Source organism: Pseudoalteromonas luteoviolacea (assembly GCF_018100925.1).
In the GTDB taxonomy this organism is placed as follows: Bacteria; Pseudomonadota; Gammaproteobacteria; order Enterobacterales; family Alteromonadaceae; genus Pseudoalteromonas; species Pseudoalteromonas obscura.
Window position 1 is genome coordinate 733,494 of the sequence record NZ_JAGJEH010000001.1, and the last position, 20,942, is coordinate 754,435.

General features: G+C 40.4%; 12 protein-coding genes. 3 read left to right on the forward strand and 9 right to left on the reverse strand.

What is annotated here, in order from left to right:
• Positions 1 to 162 precede the first annotated feature (162 nt).
• Entirely contained in the window at positions 163 to 1,806 is a 1,644-nt protein-coding gene (locus J8M00_RS02805) for a hypothetical protein (protein ID WP_211008840.1), read from the forward strand.
• A 141-nt stretch (positions 1,807 to 1,947) separates the two neighbouring features.
• Here the strand turns inward: J8M00_RS02805 and J8M00_RS02810 are convergent, their stop codons facing one another.
• From J8M00_RS02810 to J8M00_RS02830, 5 genes are all read right to left on the reverse strand, one after another.
• On the reverse strand, positions 1,948 to 2,850 hold the full coding sequence (locus tag J8M00_RS02810) for a hypothetical protein (RefSeq protein WP_211008841.1): 903 nt from the start codon (positions 2,848 to 2,850) through the stop codon (positions 1,948 to 1,950).
• Complete coding sequence (locus tag J8M00_RS02815; protein WP_211008842.1) at positions 2,850 to 7,070, reverse strand: DUF637 domain-containing protein; 4,221 nt, start codon at positions 7,068 to 7,070, stop codon at positions 2,850 to 2,852. Before J8M00_RS02815 ends, J8M00_RS02810 begins: the two co-directional genes overlap by 1 nt.
• Positions 7,067 to 10,132, reverse strand: coding sequence for a hypothetical protein (locus J8M00_RS02820; protein WP_211008843.1), 3,066 nt, complete (start codon positions 10,130 to 10,132; stop codon positions 7,067 to 7,069). The genes J8M00_RS02815 and J8M00_RS02820 overlap by 4 nt, the downstream gene beginning before the upstream one ends.
• A gap of 1,153 nt (positions 10,133 to 11,285) precedes the next feature.
• Complete coding sequence (locus J8M00_RS02825) at positions 11,286 to 11,789, reverse strand: YcgN family cysteine cluster protein (protein ID WP_211008844.1); 504 nt, start codon at positions 11,787 to 11,789, stop codon at positions 11,286 to 11,288.
• A gap of 81 nt (positions 11,790 to 11,870) precedes the next feature.
• Positions 11,871 to 13,844 (reverse strand): sensor histidine kinase, encoded by a 1,974-nt coding sequence (locus tag J8M00_RS02830; RefSeq protein ID WP_211008845.1) that lies wholly within the window; start codon positions 13,842 to 13,844, stop codon positions 11,871 to 11,873.
• 332 nt (positions 13,845 to 14,176) lie between these two features.
• On the opposite strand from J8M00_RS02830, the gene J8M00_RS02835 reads away from it, so the two are divergent.
• Both J8M00_RS02835 and J8M00_RS02840 read left to right on the forward strand, forming a co-directional pair.
• Positions 14,177 to 15,316, forward strand: coding sequence for a Na/Pi symporter (locus J8M00_RS02835; RefSeq protein ID WP_211008846.1), 1,140 nt, complete (start codon positions 14,177 to 14,179; stop codon positions 15,314 to 15,316).
• A 118-nt stretch (positions 15,317 to 15,434) separates the two neighbouring features.
• Entirely contained in the window at positions 15,435 to 15,929 is a 495-nt protein-coding gene (locus J8M00_RS02840) for a hypothetical protein (RefSeq protein WP_211008847.1), read from the forward strand.
• Here J8M00_RS02840 and J8M00_RS02845 read toward each other — a convergent pair.
• The 4 genes from J8M00_RS02845 to J8M00_RS02860 all read right to left on the reverse strand — a co-directional run bounded on the left by J8M00_RS02845 (position 15,918) and on the right by J8M00_RS02860 (position 20,894).
• Positions 15,918 to 17,102 carry an anhydro-N-acetylmuramic acid kinase gene (locus J8M00_RS02845; protein ID WP_211008848.1) on the reverse strand — a complete coding sequence of 395 codons (1,185 nt, stop codon included), beginning with the start codon at positions 17,100 to 17,102 and terminating at the stop codon, positions 15,918 to 15,920. The genes J8M00_RS02840 and J8M00_RS02845 overlap by 12 nt on opposite strands.
• Positions 17,103 to 17,104: 2 nt before the next feature.
• Positions 17,105 to 17,518, reverse strand: a complete 414-nt coding sequence (locus tag J8M00_RS02850) for a hypothetical protein (protein ID WP_211008849.1) — start codon at positions 17,516 to 17,518, stop codon at positions 17,105 to 17,107.
• A gap of 9 nt (positions 17,519 to 17,527) precedes the next feature.
• Complete coding sequence (locus J8M00_RS02855; protein WP_348772539.1) at positions 17,528 to 18,286, reverse strand: substrate-binding periplasmic protein; 759 nt, start codon at positions 18,284 to 18,286, stop codon at positions 17,528 to 17,530.
• A 148-nt stretch (positions 18,287 to 18,434) separates the two neighbouring features.
• Entirely contained in the window at positions 18,435 to 20,894 is a 2,460-nt protein-coding gene (locus tag J8M00_RS02860; RefSeq protein WP_211008850.1) for a glycosyl hydrolase family 18 protein, read from the reverse strand.
• Between the last annotated feature and the right edge of the window lie 48 nt (positions 20,895 to 20,942).

Sequence of the window (20,942 nt, forward strand, 5' to 3'; positions counted from 1 at the left end):
TACTAAAAACATGAATTACGGTTTGGTTATATACCAAGCTGTTATTCTCTATTGTAAATTTTTTTATAATGAAATTATCTTGGGTTTTTGGTTGTTGTCTATTGGTATAAATTTTGTGATGTATTAAAATCATTTTTTAAACAAAAAATAAGATGTAAAATAATGGTAATAAACCAAACTGATTTTAAATTGCGCTTCATCAATATCCCGCTTTTTTTACTTTTTGTATTTTCTCTAGTATTTGGCTTTCGAGCTGTGGCGTCCAGCTTTGCTGCAATACCAGATCTAGCAACTACGCCACTTGGAAACAAGGTCGCCGTGTCTTGTCATAACTGTTATAACGGGCCGTGGAACCAGGTTTATAATTTGGGGCAGGCAAATTCAAAAATTAATAAAGCATTAAGTAATGGTGCCAATTTAATTGAGCTTGATCTTGCATACAATACAAATAACTCTCCAAACATATGCGTTAGCCACGAAGGTGTTGAAGCCAATTTATGCAAGAGCCCACAGCCAAGTTTGGAAGGAATTTTAAGCAATTCGACACTAAAACGGTCTAAGGCGTCTTTATTTATTGAGATCACTAGGATCACAGCCGAAGACGAGCAAAACTTTACGACCGAATTTTTAGATACTCTGCTTAAATACCCTGAATATGCAGCTTCTCATCGCCCTATTTACTTTCGAGCATTTCAAAACAAGCTAGGTTATTTGACAAAAATTCAAAATGAACTAAACAACAACCACCGCTACGCGTCTATTCGAAACCATGTGCGTTTTTCAGTTCTATACATTGATAGAAACTGGGGAGGTGCAGGTTCAATTAAAGCACTGCAACAAAAGATTAAAAAACAAATCGCTGACAATAATTTTCATATTGCAGAGTTTAATTTTCAAATGAAAGACCTATTGAGTGCAACTCGTTACTCAAAATCACTAGGATTGGATGTCGGTATTTTTACGATTCCGGCGCGCTTTGGTGATGCTATGACGGCTGCGCTTAGAAACGAAGTTGACCAAATTACCACTGAATATCGAGTTGACCTTACTCGAGACGTGATAGAAGAGAAAAACCAAATCGCATACTTGAATGCCGCAGGCTGCCAATCTCAATCGGATAGTCAGGTGTCTTATTCTTACAATTATCTTGGCGGCAAGAATACAGTAAATGAATTAGTCAATATACCGGCTACGCCAAGCAGTTATGGTACGCCTGCGCTATGGTTTGACTCAGCAGGAGAAGATAGATTTTCGTGCTCGCTCGACTTCAGAAGCAACCAGGGCTTATCATCTCGTGCTTTGTCACTTGGGAACAGGAATAATGCCCAGGGTGAAGGTTTTTTAGTCACAGCGAATGTCAACTTTGATAAGTTGAATAATCTGCCTGAGGGCACAATGGCAATTGTAAATAAATCACAATCTGGAGGCTTCGCTCTAGAGTTGGTCAAACAAGGGAGCCAAGTGAAAATAAGGTTCGGTGTTCACGTTAATGGCGCTTATCGCTACAAGAGCTACGATATAAACAATACAGGGATCTCGGGTGCCAATTCAAAGCTTAACTTAACCGACGCGTACTTTCTAATAGGCGCTTATGACGGGAATGGCGGTGTTTACTTGTGGATAGATAATCGACAATCTGGACATGTTGATAGCTACAACGGTACCGTAACGATACATAATGAAGATATTCTGATTGGCGCAGATCCAGAACCTTCTGCGGCAAAAGGTGCGCGCTTTTTCTTTGATGGATTAATTCAACAAGTGTCAATTTTGGCTTGGGATGATCACAACACCGGTACTAATTAGTGTTCGAAAAAAGAGTAAAATAGCCCTGCAGCCTCTAGGTTCTAGCTTGAGCAATGCAAAATAATAGGCCCTACCAATTTGGTAAGGCCTAAGAATTGAAAAGAGCATGTGTACTTTCACGCTCCCTAACTTTTCATGTTGTTAACACTTCAAGTTAGCATAAGGAAAATACTGTTCTTTAAATTCGATAAGTTCCGCCTCAGTAATATCAATTAGATTGTATGCTACAAGCTCTTTTACCTTTGGCATTTGGTGCTGTGATAGCGTGTTAAGGCAATCTCTAGTCATATCAGAAATGTTAAATTCATCAATTGACCATTCACTTACCTGTTTACAAATTTGCCCTAAACCTTCCGGAGGAACATTGAAAAGCTCAATACTCAGCGGTCCAGTCCCCATGTGTTGCTCTAAACTAGGAAGATCTGCAAGGTAAAACAATTCGCCACTAGTACGCTCCTTAAGACCAAATAATTGGTAGCCTCGACCGCAAATATTTATGGTACTTAGGGTATTCTCAGGTCCAGAAAAATACACGTTAATTGATCCTGCCTTTTCGATGCTAGTTAGGCGCTCCATTGTAGATATGCGGTATGAACTTAACTTATCTGGGGAATTCCAAGAATAAGTGTGTTGCATATTACCTTTGTTAACAACTAAATCAGAATATGCATTTGAGTCGCTAAAGTGTTGACAACAACCTTCCTCGGCTTTGCCATCAACATAACACTCAATATCACTGATTAGACTATTAGGTCCAGGTACAAAAACATAACCTGTATAGGGTTTGCCCTGAAACTCTAAAACTCGATAGCTCTCCCAATATTCATCCAATAAATCATCAAGTATCCCCATGGACGGCGACTGTTGATATGGAAATTGGTGTTCTTCACTCGTTTCCCCTTCGGTATACGATTGAAAGCGAGTAACAACTCCCTTTTCCGTAGATAATGCAATGCCCGAAAAGGGCACTCCACTATAATAAACGCGGTCGTCTTTAAGCAATAGAGCCTCAGACAACACAACCATAGGCGCGTAATATGACATTATGGTGCCCCTGTTGCTTTTGTTTCTCCTGTAAGTATTTTAAACCTATCAAGAATACCAGTACAGTTTAGGCAGGCTTTAAATGGCTTTCCTGCATCGTCACCCTTTAGTTTAACGGTGGCTATTCTAAAGTTTTTGGGGTCCATATGTGGGTATTTGTGCAATATAGCGTTTGCAGCCCTAACCTCAGCGTGCAATGCTGGGGCAGCTGCATTGCCTGACGGTATTGCAATTCCATGCTTTTGAGCGTGTTGTAAATAACGCCTTATTTCAGTTTCTAAAACAGGGTGCAGTGGTTCGACGTCCTGTTTGTAGAAGTTCTTTTTCAAGAGCTTCATATATGCATTATGATCTGTAATAATCAGTGTTTGAGGCTCTGAGCCCCACTTAATACCATTACTGCCATCTGGTAAAACTATTCTATTTAACCCTGAAGCTTTACCAGTAAAATTGAAGAATGCTTCGGTTTTAGTGTTGACCGTTGAACCTGGTATAAAAGCTTTAGCGATCGCGGTTCTGTTCTTGACAAGCGGCGTTTGGCCATCGCCATGCTTAAGCAAGTACTCTGCGTCATCAACTAACTCTCGAACAAAGTTTTTCTCTTCTCTATGTATAAACCTTCGGACAATTCCTTCTCTACTTGTGCGCTTTAAGGCTTCTTTTACGACTTTAGTACCAAGCTTGGCTATTAAAGCTGCAGCACCAAACTCTTCCAAAGCTTCAATGAGAGGTAAGTACTCAACATATCTATTCCAGCGATGTTGGAATATCTCTCTAACAGCATCGATACCTTTTACTTCGTTCATATTTGAAGCGTCAATCGTTAACTTCATTTCGATGAACGCATTTACTGCACCAGCTGCGGCAGCCATCTGTCCGAACTCTTTCCAGTTAAAATGTATTATCTCACTATCAAGGTTGTTAAAAGATGTAGCTACGACCGTGCCATACTCTTCTACAAGCTTGGCTTTTTGTACAGGTGTGCCTGTAGAAAGGATTTCCATTACAGCAATATCATGCAGGAGTGTAGCCTCAGCGCCTGAAATTTCAGTATTGGCCAGCGTAATATCATCAAATGCAGAAGGAAGTTTAACGCCATCCTTAAGCAAATCACCAACAGTATAAGTTTCTAAAAATGCAGCTTGCAGTAGTTCGTATTCTTCTAGAGCGCCAAGGAGTACAACCGCCCTTCTATACTCAAGGCTCATTGTTCTAAAAGTAGAACCTTGAGAAATAGCTTGTCCGTTGTTAGCAGCAGAGTTAATCGCATTGGCTGTGCCTTTAGCAACAAATGCAGACAGTCCAGCGATTAGTCTAGTTATATCTGCACTCTGGGCTTGTAGTGTATTGAGTTCAGATATTGCCTCACGAAGTCGCGTCCAATGATAGAGCTCTGATGGGCTGATTGTTTTGTTTTCATAGTAGTACTTGATTTCTTCTTCAGACATACCGGCCGCATCTACGCCGACATGCTTTTGCAGCCAAGCAGCTACATCTTCACCTTCTTTAGTGAGCTTATCTACTTGAGGATCATATTGACTGGCGACAAACTTAGCCGCAACTGAACCAGAAGCGCCAGCAGCACAATCTTGCGATTTACTACCTGAAGTTGATTGAACTGAGGCTAAAAGGCAACCCGTAGCAGCATGTGCAATATACTTCATTGCTTCATTGAAACTACTTTTCTCAATATTCTGCGCAATCCCCTTACCAACTTCATTTATAGCTTGAAGTTTGAGTGAATTAACGAACGCATTGCCTAACGTATCAAGAGATTTTCCACTTATAAGCGTCTCTACCCCAGCTCTAACGGCTGAAGACACGACAACTTGAGCGGCTTGATTACCTATAGAAATCAATTCATCGGCGTTGGCTATAGCAGCGTCTGGCAAAATTTTATCAAAGAATTTAATGCCCTCTAGTTCTTGCAGAAGACCCGCAGTTACCATAGAGATAGCCAAAGATCGAAGGTTATCACTTTCGGTGATGGATTTGATAGCGCCATCTATCCCTTCACCGTTGGCAATACTCGTCGCAGCTTGAGTCGCAAGTGTTGCTGCGCCCGCTGAAAGTGCTGCGGCAGAAAAAGTGCCTTGGCCAACAGCTTGTGCAATCGCACCTTCCGCTCCAATCCAATTTGCGCCAGCAGGACCCATTGCGACCGATACCGCGATTGCAATAATCGCCATTGCTGCCGGACTTAAGTTGCTTGTTTTTTCGTGTTTGTGGACTTTCTCAAGTTTCGTATAAACCACATCAAGCAAGCTGTTGCACTGTTTAAAGTCAGGGTCAGCCTCTATTGCTGCATAGGCATAATCAGAGAAACCGTCTGGTGTGGTCGCCGAAGCCTGGGGAGGACAAGCGTATTTCGGATCGTTGTATATATCAGCCATCCAAGAGAGGCTCTTGGTAGAGCTTAATCCATTTACGACATCGGTAATCGACTCGCCCTGGTATTGACCTAATTCTAAGGTAAGTCCAGCAGTGGCATTAACACGAACTCCGCCGATAATGTCATTGTATATGGCTGTATCAACTGTATCTTGCTTAGTTTCTGTCTTTATTTTCCAGAAACCTTTTTTCACTTTGTTGTAGAAGTAATGATCTTGCTGTTTCGCCAGAAGTAAATGCACTTTTCCGTTGTAAGCATCTATTTCAGCGCCTTGAGTTGACGTGATTTTGGTAGCTTTTAATGTGATGTCACCATATTCAGAACTGATTACGATGCCCTTGCCTGCGTCTAACACAGAGCGGATTGCAATTGTCTCAAATTCTTGTTCAGTCTCAGTGGTTTTACCCCACTTCCTGTCCATGGTGCCAGAGTATTCATCAAATTCATTGAGAATGTATATACCGTTGTCAGACAGAATTTCGATTACGCCTTTGTCTGCATGCAACTCAGAAGCAATTATTTCGATAATACCGGACGCATAGAGACTAATATTATCTTTTGCAGTCAACATAGACTGAATATAGTTAGTGCCGTTTTTTGTCTTGTGGCCACCTCTAATTTTAAAGCTCGCTGCGTTTTGTAGTTTGACTGCACCGATCATGATATTACCGTCAGCTGAAAGTGTAATACTCCCACCATTGGCATTCGCAGTTGCGCCAGCAAACTCCATGTCGCCGTATGTTTTAATTGAAATACTGCCACCAGCATTTATAGAGGCGATAGAGCCTAAATAGTCTGAGTAACCATGCACTGTTTTAAATCTATGTACAAAGGTCTTTTGCACATAATTGCCCGCGACTATGTCGACGTTCCGTTCAGAGTTTATCTGCCCATAGTTGTATAAGGTTCCTGTCGCTACGCCTTGAACTTTACCTGAAGCGTCAGGTAAAAAGCTCACACCCGCATAAATACGAGACGCGGAATTGTCGATGCTGATACTTGATTTAGAACCGATGACCAAGTCGTTGATAGTGGTAAATACAGTATCGCGCTGCAATTTAATATCGGCATTGGTGATCTGAGCTGATTTGAAAGTTGCATTAGATTTTCTAAACTCTACAGTATGTTGACCGTCAGTATCACGGTCTTCTACGGTAGCCTTTTGTAGGTGAACAACTGGCACTAATACGTATTCACCTCCTATTGAGCGACGTTCTGGCCAGATAAAGTCCGCCTTCATCGTATCGGCGATACCCTCGGGTAACGTATCGGCAAACCGGTATTTAAAAGTACTCTTACTGGCAACAGTTTTTGCGTTCGCATATAACTGGCTGATTTGAGCCTGCTCGCTGGTAAACGTAGTTTTGTAATAAGTACGACCAATCAAGCGCTTGATTTGCGAACCGATAAGTTTGCGCTGAACAAAGCTATCGCCAACGAGTTTGTTTAGTGGATAGATTGTCCTTTCTTGAGGAACAAAAAAAGTGATATTGCCAGCTATCGGGATCCAATCAATAGCGATTTCACTAGGTACACGATGCAAGTAGCTTGACTGCAATACAGAGTGAAATTCTTCTATTGTCTGGTTTGCGTAATTCCCTGGTGGTTTTGGAATATACTTCGAGCGCTCATACAAATATGTTTGTATCGCAGAGCGAGCAAACAATTGCTCAGCAGATAATTCCTGCTGAAAGAGTCCATTTGATGCACTTGTCATCGCCGCAGCAACACTAGGAATAGTAAGCTGCAACATCATAAATAAAGTTAAAACGTAGCTAGTGGCTCTGTGCCATAAAGAACGCTTCATTGTATCCATAGGCGCATTCATTTTAAATTGCCTCCTTGTTCATTACTACCTGACGAAGCAGCTGACTGGATTGGTAGTGTGTGAATAGAGCAGCCTTCACACGGTGGTGGCTCAATTGGACCTCCGCCGCCTCCGCCACCGTTGCCGCCGCCGACGTAATCAACAGTTTTGGTCTTGTTCGCGCTGTAACTCCCGCAGTACTTATTGCCATTGTATTGCGTACAAGCACGTACTCTATATCGGATTGTGCCGTCACTGCGTTTTGAGAAAGTTCGGTTTAGGCCTGTGGAGGTTGCACTGCCAAGTGACGAATCAATTTCATAAGTAGTATTTGGAACCAATACTGGCGACCAGCTGAAAGTAACTGCACCCGTGTTTTGGTTGTAGCCAATGTCTCTAATAACTGGTGTTTTTGGCTTAGCGTTTTTAAACGTAGAGTAAAGCACTGTTTTAGAGTGGAGTTGATTTGGGTTATAGCTAACAACGTCTGTCACAAATTGAGTGCGCGCTAAGTCGTGAAAGAAACGGTTATAGTAACGGAATGTAATTTCAATATTACCGCTGCTATTTTGAGCTATATCGTATCGGCTATTTGGAAATGAATTGCCCCAATACCCATTAACTGTTCTTAAATCAGGTTCACTTGGGTTGTGATAAAACCTCTGTTGTACCGAACCCGCACCATTGAAATTACCTTGGTATATGGCGATCATTTCTTTAATTTGTGCGTCGGTCTGTTCTGTTCCCGGTACGATACCATCTTTCGCAGCCTCTGCTGCTATATTTGTAACCCCCGCTGAGTGGTCAGATGGAAAACAGCGCTTATCATAGAAATCTTCTCCATCTAATACCAAGCGGCATTTATAGATAGTGATGACCAAAATGTCGCCGTGATCATATTTGTCTACACGAGTGTTGTAGAAGAACATTTTGCCGAATTTAGTGGTTAATAAGTTTCCAGCGTTAACAAAAGCGTCCTGCTCTTTCTTTGTGTATGCTGCAATATAATCGTCGATACTTTTTTGTAAGAAATCTTCCACTTTAACTTGGGTTTCAACTAATATTTCTGAGCTCAACCCGTCAACATCATCTAAGAAAGAGGTGAATGTAGTTTGTGTGTAGTTGTCTTGGTAATTCTCATTGCCGCAACCTGTGACAATACATTTTACAGAGGTACCAGCATTGGTTTCTGAAGAAGCCACAATCGCTATTGAAGCAAAATTGGTGTTATAGAAATTTGAGCGGCCATGAATCTGCATGAAGCTCATTAAGTTATTGAACACAGTTGATGACGTGCTAGTTAAAGGCGAATAATCAAATCTGCCAAAGCTATATAAAATAGCCATAGGAGATAACGCGTCTATGTGAGTTTCTAACTCGGTCCCATGTGTAATGTGTTTTTCTTCAGTACTATTTTGTTCTTTGCGAGCAAAAATATAACCTTTGGTGTCTACTCTATATCGCTCGTTCTGCATTACAGGGGTATTTATTGTAAAGGTTCCTGGGTTGTCCAAACCTAATATAGAGCTGCTGTTTAGCAAATACTTACTCGCATAAATATTAATAGAGTTTTGCGCTGTGATGCTCACACGTCGTGATTTGGCATAGTTCAGTTCTACTTTATCATCCCATATCTCGACTGAGCGACGAACTCTATAGTATGGGTTGATGTTCTCGACTTGAGCCGCATTAATTGACAATTCAGAAGCAGAGATATGTGCTGAAAGTTCACTGACAGCAGATGATGGCGTGCTGTATCCGTTGCTGTTGTAAATACCGTAATCTGCGGCGTCTGATAGGTCACTTTGAATAGTTAGGTCGGATTTTTTAGCAATACTCGGTGCGACTTCTTGACGTGAACCATTGATGAAATAGCTGGTATCAAGAGTGACAACATTACCTAATATACGACCACCTAAGTGATTGAAAATAGCATCTTCAGCATATACCTTTAAATTGGTTGCATTGAGTGCTCGGCGGTTATCAAGTATTTTTGAGCCTACCTCTAGGTTCCCTGCGACTTCAATATAACCAGTATTTTTTAACGTGCCTTTAATTGATATTTCTGAATTATGACTGGCAATCATTCCTGCGTTCTCAAAGTGCTCACCACTGAGAATATTTGCACCAGTATCAGATAATAATGTGCCCGCATTAATGACTTTGCCATGGTTACTCTTTTTACTAGTGGTAACAATATCTATGTTGCCTGTAGGTACGAAGAAATCATCACCGACATGTCCCGATGCCATTAAATCAGATTGTGTTGATAATTTTGTGCCTTTTGCAATTGTGACAGGTCGAGCACTGACAATTGCAATACCTGCACCGTGAATATTGCCACTGAAAGAGTTTACTGAGCTGACAGTTTCATCGGCATCTACAACTTCATGGTTATTGTAATTGACTGTGAGTGGTCCTGTAAAAAAGCTAAAACCTCCATTAACGCCAATTAACCCTGAATCGCTGACAACGTGATTGGTACCCTGTTTTTGTGCTCTAAAAACAGAGTGAATATTGCCTGCTGTGCTAATTGTTTTTGCGTGTGTTTCAATGGATACGGCATCAGGAGCACTTAAGTTATTTAACGAAACTTGTCCGCCTGATGTATTTGTCAAATTGCCTACACTACTCATACTTGAAGATAGACCGGTGGAGTTAGTGGACGCAGCAAGTGTGATCCGTGGGTATCCGTTAAACGAGCAGCTAGTACATGAAATGGACCCATTTGCTGAGCTAACGATGAATATGATATTTGCAGAAATATCGCCAGACACAAAAGAAAGCGCACTGTTCAAGCTAATTGTGTCTGCGTGTATCACAACTGTTTTTAGCTGATTTTTTGGCGTTATTCCCGGTAATGAGTTGTGATCAAGCATTAACAAAGGACGCGTGATGTTGAAATTTTTAAGGCGATTGTATGATATGCCGTGACTGTTTGGTTCTGTCACGATAAATTTATCGACATCCCCACTTAAATAGTTGGGAGAAGTTTTTGCATTTGTCAGTGTTATCGTAGAAGCGGATGAATTCCACGACTGACTGAGAATCAAAAACAATAAAACGGACTTTAGTAGTTTCATTTGACCTCGTACTATATTAGTTATTATTTATTTGTTTCTACTGAGAAGTTAAAACAGTGTCTCGATAAAAAGGAGTTGTTAATGGATCAATATTCATAAATAAACTCAAAGTTGGCATGTGCTTTTTATTACATGAATACAAATTCAAGTCTTATTAAAAATGGGTATAAAATTAGGTAACGCAGCTAATTTCAAAAATTCATACGATTCAAGTCATACAAGTTAAATTGTTTTTGACTTGATTTTATGCACTGTAGAAAGCTTTATTCCCAGTTGTTTATAGCCAGATTGGTCAATTAACTTTGAAATGGTATTACATCAAAGTATCCCAAAACAACGCCAAATGTTAATTTGGTTGGTTTTAGTGTGAAATAATTAAACATTTAATAAAGTGTGCGTTAATCTATAGAAAATTAATTATTTTATATACTATGCTTGTAACTTTAATTAATAGGTAATTTTATTAGGTGTACTTTGCTAAAATCGACTATTCTCGGGTAGAGGTGAAGCTGTTAATACTGGAGGGGCTAAAACTCATTCTTGTCTGTTCACTGTTGGAAGCTTTTAGCATTTATTCTTGTAAATAACTTTAAGGTGTTGATTGTAGATGGTTTTTTCGGGGTTTTCTCTTGGCTGAGATGTTTGTAACTTGACTTTGTCTGATATAGTAAGAAACTTCGCAGAGTTGGATGTTGACTTGTGTGAGCATTTTTTAATCCGATATATTAATGGTGATAATATTAGGCAATATTGCATTATCATGAATTTGTTGAGATTGCGCACAACGCCTATAGGGTGTGGTTGAAAAAAACACACTAAGCCAATGTAATATGGGTTTATGAGGTTTGCAGCAAGATACTTTTAATACTGACTATATCCAAAAGGTGAAAAGCATAAATGTTTGATTTTTATTTTAATTTAGTAACAAATATGTTTGAAGCATCTTTGCTTTTTTTGGCTTTTTTTGTTCAATGTTTTAGAGAAAAATAGGTGGTTAAACAGGGAGATAAAATTGAAAAAATTGATTTGGTCCGAGGAAGAAATGACGTAGAGGTTGATTGAAATACGTATTTTTCACTGAACACAGCGAGGTTGCGTGCTCAGTGTGCTAGATAAACAAACTAGCGACTAACCAATAAAAAGGTTATACGGTTTAATCACAATCGTGCTCAGGCCATTCTACGATATGCTCTTCGAAATCTTCTTCTAAATCTACTTCTGTCTCTTTTACCACTTTATTTTGAATACTGACGCCTAGGTCATGCATTAGCTTTTTGGAGCCGTTATTCCTGAGTGGGTGCCATGATGCAAGGCCCCTCCCCTCGTAAAGCCTTCTATAGCTGCATGATTGGGGCATGAAGAAAATATCTTTAAGATTGTCTTTGGTTAATTGAACGCAGGTGGGCACCAATGTCTGTCGCTCGCTATAGCGTGTGCAGCCACCAGTTTTAATATCGCTGTATTGGCAAATGACATTTGTATATAACAGCTCTTCTCCCTCTCTGAGTACGTCTGTGCTTTCAAAATGCTCTTCTTCTTCATCGCTGTTAATAAATGAATGAAGACAACACTTTCCACACCCGTCGCAAATTGACTCCCACTCCTGAGGGGACATATCAGCTAAAGACTTAGCTTCCCAAAACTGTATACTGCTCATATTTAACGCCCAAAAAATTGAACGAAGGATTCTACTGTATAGTAAGTTATAGCGCAAAGAGTAAAATGCGCTACGGCTAATCTATTGAGATAACACGGTCGTTGCTCTTGAGTCCATCGGTAATGAGATTTCAATACACAGGCCACCGAGTAGGCTGTTATGAGATTCAATCTTTCCATTATGGGATTCGACTATCTTTTTGCACACCGCTAATCCCATTCCTTTACCACCCATAAGTGTACTTCTAGATACCTCTTCTCTAAATAAAGGTTGAAATAATTGTTGATGCGCTTCATATGACAACGGCATACCTGAGTCTTCGATTCGAATTATTAAGTTATCATTGTGTACATGCGTATTGAGAGATATTTCTACCCCTTCACCACCAAATCGCAATGCATTTTTAACGACTTCACATACCGCATTTTGTATCGTTTGCTTGTCCAAAGTGATGGATACTGTATCACTTAATTTATTGGTAATTGAAAACTTAGAAGTTTTTGGGTCTCCTTCACTGAGACAGGTTTGAAAAACTTCGTTGACATAAACTCTGGCGTTGGTTGGCACTTTATTTAACAAAGAAGCAATATCTTTGTCGTCTGTCACGAGCATTAGCTGATCAATGAAAGTGTTTAGCTCATCGATTTTAGTCATTAGCTTATTATAAGAATCTTGGACGTTCTCGACGATATTGTATTGCAGGGACTCAACTTGAATCTTCATTACAGTTAATGGTGTCCTAAGCTCGTGAGAAAGATCAGTGAACAGCTTTTCTTCTTTTTCTTTAAGTTGAACTTCTTTGTCGTTCACTTCTTGATGCTTTGTATTAACGGTTTGGTTTAAAGCATGAACCTGATGCTGTAACTGACTGAGAAGTCTAGATTGTAAAGACTTATGCTGAAGCGCAAGGGCAATGGTAAACAATAAAACTTCGATTAAGTAACCAATTTTGATAAAGGATGTAATGTCGAAAACATCGATCAAGTTTCCGTAGCTGGCACCAACTATTGTGAAAATGTTCAGAAACAATAAGTGATTAATCAAACTAAAGGTGAAGGTTCGCATACCTGGGCCTTTTTGTTTCGAACTCCAGGTGCAGGTGTATACAAATACAGGTATTACAACGGTACTAAGAATGAGATTAAAATACACACTATTAATAATCAGCGCTGTTGGCACTAACATCGCGTATAAGCATATAAAAACACAATAGACTTTATTAAGCGTTGGGTGGTAGTGCTTGAGTTGTAAAAAGCCTCTTACAAATAAAAGGTGAAAGAGTGGCACAGTGGCCATTAAGAAAATCGAAAACTGACCTGAAAACGCATTGTGTTCGGGCCAAAAGTATTGGAAGCTGAAGCCCGCTGTATCCACAACAATTAGAAAGAATAAGAATGTCCAAGCTGCGTAATATACGTTTGTGCTATTTCTATTGAAAAACAAATTGACTAATACGATGAGCAAAATTGCGGCGATTACACCGGTCAGACTGGCGTTGGTGATTAGGCTTTTATGGGATTCTTTAAGAAAGTTCTCAGGCGTATGGACTCTTATGTTGGCTGGCGCATTGGCAAAAGTCTGATATTCAATAAGGTAAATGTTTTCGCCAAAATCCAGCTCTAGCGGAATATACATCTGAGGGTCTTGGATCGGCCTTTTACTGAAAGGGTCTGATTCATCTAGGTTTAATAAATCCTGCCAACCGTATGGTGTTTTTTTATAAACGGATAGTTTTGCCAGACGAGGAAAGCCAAACGACATCATCCAATTTTTTTGGTCACTCGAATTGTTTAGTTTTATATACGCCCACTTAGAATATATTCCCATCTTGGGCTTTTTGTTTATCTCGTTGAGTGGTCGAAAGCTGTTAGTGTGATGTTCAAAATCAAAAGCGCTGCGAAATTTATCCTCATAATCGAAAAAAAACATAGCCTCATGATTTAACGGTAAGACTTGAGTGCGTTTAGTAACACTGCTCGATTTCATATCTGAAAGAGGGCTAGCTTGTATGGTTGTACAAAAAAAACACAGCATTATCAGCAAAAAACAGCGCATTACTTATTCTCTTTACCTTTTTCAACAATGCTAACCCTCAATCATGTAGCAAATATGGAGGCTGAGAATGATTGTTGTTTAGCAAAACTTCTAATGTAAATGATTGTAACACAACAAAATCTGATAAAAATACGTCAAAACAGCTATATAGCAAATTGAGCTGTTCCATTTATAGCAAATTGTTTGACGACGGACATTAATTGGTAATCGTTTCTAGGTACAATTACCGTGACTGAAATATTTCTGTCATATTTCTTTGTTTAAATGCGTCCTGAAACAAAAACGTCATCAAAATGCCATAAAAAATGGCATTGACAAAATGAGATAAATCAATGAGTGAATATAGCCAAAAGTCATTACCATCAAAGTTACTAACCTGGGGTGCGATAGCATTTCTTGTTTATTTAGTGCTAGTTGCAGTAGGTACAGTCAGTGGTGGTTTTAAACTTGCTTCCGGCGGTTCTGAAGGTGCGAAAGAAATTTTCGCTTTTGCTACTAACCCATTTGTTGCGCTTTTATTAGGTGCACTTGCTACGGCCCTTGTCCAATCTTCTTCTACTGTTACGTCTGTAATAGTCGGTCTAGTTGCTGGTGGTTTGCCACTGCAAATCGCGATTCCGATGATTATGGGTGCGAACATTGGTACTACGATCACAAATACACTTGTATCAATTGGTCATATTCGCTCAAAAGAAGAGTTTCAACGTGCATTTGCGGCCTCAACAGTACATGACTTCTTTAACTTATTTGCGGTTGCCATTTTCTTACCATTGGAAATCATGTTTGGCTTGTTAGAAAAGTTTTCTGCAAGTTTGGCACACCTTTTTGTTGGCGACGCGGACTTATCAATCAAGAGCTATAACTTTATTAAGCCTTTAGTGAAACCAGCAGTTGGTATTGTTAAAGATGGTGTAAGTTTCCTTGACGGCAAGGCCGCAGGTATTGCAATGGTTGTTATTGGTATTGCGTTAATCTTATTTGCTGTAACAACACTAGGAAAGCTTCTTAAGCAAGCGTTGGTAGGTAAAGCAAAAGACTTGTTACATGGTGCAATTGGCCGTGGTCCGGTTGCAGGGATCAGCTCAGGTGCAGTAGTTACCGTTATGGTTCAGTCTTCATCAACAACAACAAGCTTAATGATCCCTCTAGCAGGTAGCGGTGTTTTCACTACACGCCAAATTTACCCTTTCACCCTAGGTGCTAACATCGGCACAACGATTACTGCATTACTCGCAGCGACATCTATCACTGGCCCTGCAGGTGAAGTTGCTCTAACAGTTGCGCTTGTGCACGTCATGTTTAATGTGTTTGCAGTAGGCCTTATCTACGGTCTTCCACTACTTCGTGAAATTCCAATTAAGTGTGCTGAAAAGCTTGCTGAAGTTGGTGCTAGGAATAAAACTGCAGCATTTGGCTATGTACTTGGTTCCTTCTTCGTGGTACCAGGCCTAATTATGCTGGCTGTTCGTTAATTATCACGAGCTCACTTTTGCCTCGGCTAGACTTTTACAAAGTCGCCGAGGCTTTGTTCATACTATTGCAATAAAGCATTGTCACAATATAACTGTTTTAATTTTTCAGTACTCACTAATGCCTAATACTAGAACCATTCAATTTGAACTTTATACACACACAGATCCCCTGTTTCCAATTGGTAAGGCGTCTGCGCTAGATGAAATCGTATTTGATACGCAAGGTGAAGAGCTTGTTCTTGATTGTTTGTTACCTAGTGACGCGGTCAGCGGCAACAAGTTAATTATTACTGCGACACACTTAGATGCTAGATATGTGAACTTTAGTGGTAGGTTACAGCTGGATGATATGGATATTATGCGCGGATCTGTCGAGTTGATCTTGCAAGGTAGTGGGCAAGCTGGAAGCTACATGACACAGCTTAGTTTAATTGGTGATACCGGCGGCGTTAAAAATATAGTAGACGCACAAGTAGAACTTACGCATCCACTGCATGGAAAAGACACAGTAGAGCAGTCATCAAAAAGTAATCAACCGTTTTTCAAGACTTTAACTACTAAGCTATCTGAACTAAAAAATGACGTTTTGAATGGGTTGGCGCTACAAAGGTAGTGATATTTTGCCCATTGTTAAGCTGGAACTGTCTGTATTCCGATCCCCATTCATAACAGCTTCATTCGCTAAAATAGCAAATAACACAGCCTCTTTAGATTCTGCACAAATACCGTTTTGATCCACAACAGTGATATTTATGTCCGATACTAGCAAGTTTCTAATGCTCGTTATCAAAAAAGCGTTATATGCCCCGCCACCACTTACAAGTATGTCTAATTCAGAATCTATGCCGAGTATTTCAACGTGTTTTACGATACATAGCGCAGTAAATTTGTTTAATGTGGCCAGTACATCCTGATGGGCAAGTTGACCGAGACCCAAAGCATCTAAAGTACTTTCGATTAAAGACAAGTTAAATAACTCGGGACCAGTTGTTTTAGGCATGGGTTGGCTAACAAAATCCAACTCTAATAGTGCTTGTAGTAATGGTTCACTTACTCTTCCTGAGGCAGCAAAACGGCCGTCTTCATCATATTCTAGATTGAGGTGTTTTCGAACATACTGGTCCATAATGGTATTACCTGGGCCAATATCTGAACAGATCAAATCGTTACCTAGGCTACTTTTTTTGATCAAAGTAAAGTTCGCGATGCCGCCTATATTCAATAGTAATGTGTGCCGTTTTTCATTAGCAAACAGGCAGTAATCTCCATATTGGGCTAAGGGGGCACCTTCATAGCCCGCCGCAATATGTTTTTGCCTAAAATCAGAGAGCGTAATTATCCCTGTATTTACCGCGATGTGATCGCCATCACCTATTTGCAAAGTTGCATTGTTAAAATCATGGTATTCATGAAAGCTGTTTGGACAGTGGTATATTGTCTGTCCGTGACTTGCAATCAAATCGATGTCTTTGCTGTCTATGTTCCAACTTTGCAGTTGCTCGTTGATGCACTTTGCATGCAGCTCCCCTATCCAAGGGTTAAGCAATGTAAGGTATTTTAGGTCTACTTGCTCTTTTGCAAACACATTCAAAATTTTCGATTTAGTCGCTTTGTCGTACGCTATAGTTGCGAAGTGAGATACCTCGCAATAAGTGTCCCTACCGTGACCTGAGATTTTGCATACTGCGATGTCCAAACCGTCTAATGACGTTCCGCTCATTAGACCAATAATAATACGTTCTGATTTTGTAGCTAGGTTATATAGTTTGTCTATGTAGGGGTTCATAATTACTGCTTCAGATTATTAGAAGTTAAAACTGATATAATGGGGTAAATATTGTAACCTAGCTCTATGGTCATGTTTACGCTGGCGCCGCCATCAACAGTAATTTTTTTTGGTAATGAGCTAAGTTTTGTGACATCACCGTTAGCATACATGACAACTATTTGTTCTGGTTCTAGTATCCTTCGCCCTGAAGAAAGGTTTTCAATGCTAACAAGTACGGCTCGGTTTCCATCCTCGTTTGACATTGCGATAGTACTTTTAATTTTAAAATCGCTTTTTTGCGGTCTTATTTTATCTTCTCGATAAAACTCATAAACATTTATAGGCGGCAAGTAGCTATCCATCGTATAAGGCTTTTCTTCCGCTGAAGATGATAAGGAAATTATGAGAAGACCGAATATGGTTAAATAGTTCAAATATACCTCCTAGCGAAACCCCTTGGGCTGTGCTTCTTTTAGAATATTGTTTATTTCTGGCTCTAACCTGCGAATAGCATCATTAACTGCTTGTATTTCTTCTTTTGAGAAGTTTGTTCGGCTGAGCATAAAGTGTATTGCATTATCATTGACGATATATGAGTGTAACCTTAACCCGTCGTATCCCAGCCTGTTAATATAGTAATAGCCACTATATTCATCTTCAATTAGAAAATCGATTCGCTTTTTATTTACGAGTTCCATTCTCCTAGATGCACTAGAAACTTCAACTAAACGCTGTCGATACCAGGCAATTTGCAAAATTTGTTTAAGTTCTTCACCGTAGTATGCACCGGGGTTAGTAACAAATGTGTACTCTTCGGCAAACAACTCTGTCAGGCTTTTAACAGGTGGTAAGTCTAACCTCGTAAATAGGCGCATTCTTTCTCGCCTATACGGTATGGTAAAGTGGGCATTTTGCGCTCTTTCAATGTTAAAACTAGCTGAGGGAAGAACGTCGACAAATCCTTTGTAGAGCTCGACTAGTCCCCTAGCTGAACTGGGCAAACGCAAAAACTGAATGCATAGTTTTGCTTCTGCAAATACAAGTTTTGTGATTGCGATATCTACACCGTTTGGTACATCATCTTTATATGTGATGTAGGGAGGCCAATTGCCGCCAATTCCGATTTTTTTTTCTGACTTACAGTTGGGGGCAGAATGTGCGAAGTTTGTTATAAAAATAAGTGTAAGTATTAGTCGTTTCACATTCTTTTTCTGGGTGGAATTATAAATTTATTATGATTTATTTGTAGAAAAAAACAAAGGTGCTCCGCACCTTTGTTTTTTGAGGTTGGCCTATCCTTAGGTCAATTGATGACACCGTCATCAATATCAATCCGATAATGAAGATTCATTAAAGCGCTTTCCAAACCTGCGCTTTGCCAGGTTCCTCACCTCTAGTCCACCATTTAGCTTGATATAATGCGCCATTGTGTGAAACTTTATCACCGCCAACATATACAGTGTTTGCATCCCATGGAGCCGCACCTACATCTACGTTTTTGATAGTTACGTCAAACGAAGATGAAGTTGTATATGTGCCATCTGATACATCAACAGTCACAGTGACCGTAGTATCTTGTGCTACTTCGCCTGCGGTTAGAGATACTGAAGAACCTTGACCAACTACAGTTAAGCTAGCAGGAACACTCCAAGTGTACGTTAGAGGATCATTGTTCGGATCAGTTGCAACAACCGATACGTTCACTGATTTGGTTTCTTCAACTGTCGCGTTACTAATAGGCTGTACGACGGGAGCACCAGCTGGCACTTCTGCCTTAACAAGTACCGAAACTGTCTTTTCAGTCGCGGCATTTTGGTCGTCTGTCACAACAATCTTCAATTGATAAGTTGTATCAGTAGTTACTGTTGGTGCAGTAATACCCACTGTTGCAGTGTTTGCACCTGTTAATGTTAACCCTTGAGCTGACCAAGCATAAGTTAACGCTTGTCCTTCTGGGTCAGTTGCATTAACGGTTAAGTTAGTCGCTTGACCTGAATTTAATGTCAGGTTCGCGTCAACGTTTACAACTGGCGCTCTGTTTACTGGCATGCCACCAGTTAAGCCGTCATACATAGCGTTTAGGATGTCGCCATTATCCGCATCGATTTCCCAAGCGAATAGGCCGCCTAAATTATGAAGGTTAACGTACTGGCCTTTTGCAAGAACTGAACGAGGACTATCGTAAGTAAGTAGTTTTCCTTTCGACTTATTCCACACCCATGCCGCTTCAGCTTGCTCATCGTATCCAACTGTGAACCCGTTAATGCCATTCCCGCCGCCAACTAGGTTTTTAGCAATGGCTTTATAGTCCATGATGCCCGCTTCCCATACACCTTCACTGGTTGAGCCTGAGTATTTTCCGTTACCTGGCGCAGTCATTGGGTTACCTGGAATTGTCGTATTTGAATCTAGTACTCCATCCCAGCCACGGCCATACATAGCTGCACCAACAACGATTTTTTTCGAGTTTACACCTTGTGCTAGTAGCGCCTTAACAGCATTATCAAGTGTATAGGCAGGACCTTTTCTAGGCTCGCCGTTGTCATCTAATCCAGTGCCGTCACATTCGCCTTGGCTTAGATGTGAACCGCAGTAAAGAGCAGTTTGGTGTCCTGTTACATTGTTCCAGCCGCCGTAAAAGTCATAGGTCATAGCGAAGATATAGTCCATGTACTGTTGAGCAACTTGGTAGTCTACGTCTTCAATTTTGTCATAACCTGAACCAATCGCAGAAGTCAGCTCGTATTTACGGCCCGTTTCTGCTTCCAATTCGTCCAACATTACTCTAAGTTCTTGCATTAATGCTATATATGCAGGGCCGTCATTGACTGGATCGCCTAGACCTGGGTTTGGACCATCGCCACCTGGGAATTCCCAGTCAATGTCTACACCGTCGTAGAATTTCCAAGTTTTAAGGAACTGCTTCATTGAAGCAACGAAAGTGTCCCTATTCGCTTTAGTAGTAAAGCCATGGAACGGGTCCGAAAGTGTCCAACCACCCACTGAAGGTAGGATTTTAAGGTCTGGATAACGTTGTTTAAGGGCCATTAGCTGCGCATATGTACCACGGATAGGATCATTGTTATCCGTACCTGGAAGTGTCTTTTGTACCGCAGCCCACGGATCGTGAATTACTACTTCATAATCTTGTGAATCAGCACATGCTTTTTGCAATGCGCGCCAGCTGTTTCCGTTCTCAATTTCTTTTAAAGATTCATTAGCGCCACAAATTGGAATAAAACCATAAAGCAAGTGAGATAAGTTGTGTGCTGGAATATTTGATACGTCGAAGTCACGACCATAAATACCCCACTCAACAAAATACGCACCTGTAACCATACCTGGAATAGTACCGTTATTGGCATTATTTGGATCTACATCCATTGTCAATGGCTGTAAGTGACCACCATCAGTATCAGCAATCACAATTGGCTTCCCTGCACTTTTTGCACAACCTGTCGCATCACATATTTCTAGATAAAGCGTATGACGACCTGATTTAGTGTAAGGGAAAGTAACTGTCCCGCCTTTGGTGCCAGCTGCCAACGAGCCTTGGTTTACAACTTGATTATCAAAATAGACTTTGTAACTATCGCCGCCAGTACCGCTCCATGAATTCCACTTAATGTTTACTGTGACCACATCCTTAGCTTGTACAATCTGTTTATATGAACCGTTACCCTCTAGATTTACGTCTACAAAAGAGTAAGTTTGTGGTTCCCAGCTGATCTGTGGTGCTGAAGGCGCTGCCATGAGCCCAGTAGACATTAGAGCCAGTCCTATAGCTGCAGTTAAATTATTAATTTTCATTACTATCTCAACCTTATTTTACATGTTATATCCAAACCCCAATAAATT

Coding starts and splice junctions, on each gene's coding strand:
- J8M00_RS02840 (WP_211008847.1), top strand. CDS start 15,435: ATGCCTAATACTAGAACCATTCAATTTGAACTTTATACACACACAGAT.
- J8M00_RS02845 (WP_211008848.1), bottom strand. CDS start 17,102: ATGAACCCCTACATAGACAAACTATATAACCTAGCTACAAAATCAGAA.
- J8M00_RS02805 (WP_211008840.1), top strand. CDS start 163: ATGGTAATAAACCAAACTGATTTTAAATTGCGCTTCATCAATATCCCG.
- J8M00_RS02820 (WP_211008843.1), bottom strand. CDS start 10,132: ATGAAACTACTAAAGTCCGTTTTATTGTTTTTGATTCTCAGTCAGTCG.
- J8M00_RS02810 (WP_211008841.1), bottom strand. CDS start 2,850: ATGTCATATTACGCGCCTATGGTTGTGTTGTCTGAGGCTCTATTGCTT.
- J8M00_RS02825 (WP_211008844.1), bottom strand. CDS start 11,789: ATGAGCAGTATACAGTTTTGGGAAGCTAAGTCTTTAGCTGATATGTCC.
- J8M00_RS02815 (WP_211008842.1), bottom strand. CDS start 7,070: ATGAATGCGCCTATGGATACAATGAAGCGTTCTTTATGGCACAGAGCC.
- J8M00_RS02835 (WP_211008846.1), top strand. CDS start 14,177: ATGAGTGAATATAGCCAAAAGTCATTACCATCAAAGTTACTAACCTGG.
- J8M00_RS02830 (WP_211008845.1), bottom strand. CDS start 13,844: ATGCGCTGTTTTTTGCTGATAATGCTGTGTTTTTTTTGTACAACCATA.
- J8M00_RS02860 (WP_211008850.1), bottom strand. CDS start 20,894: ATGAAAATTAATAATTTAACTGCAGCTATAGGACTGGCTCTAATGTCT.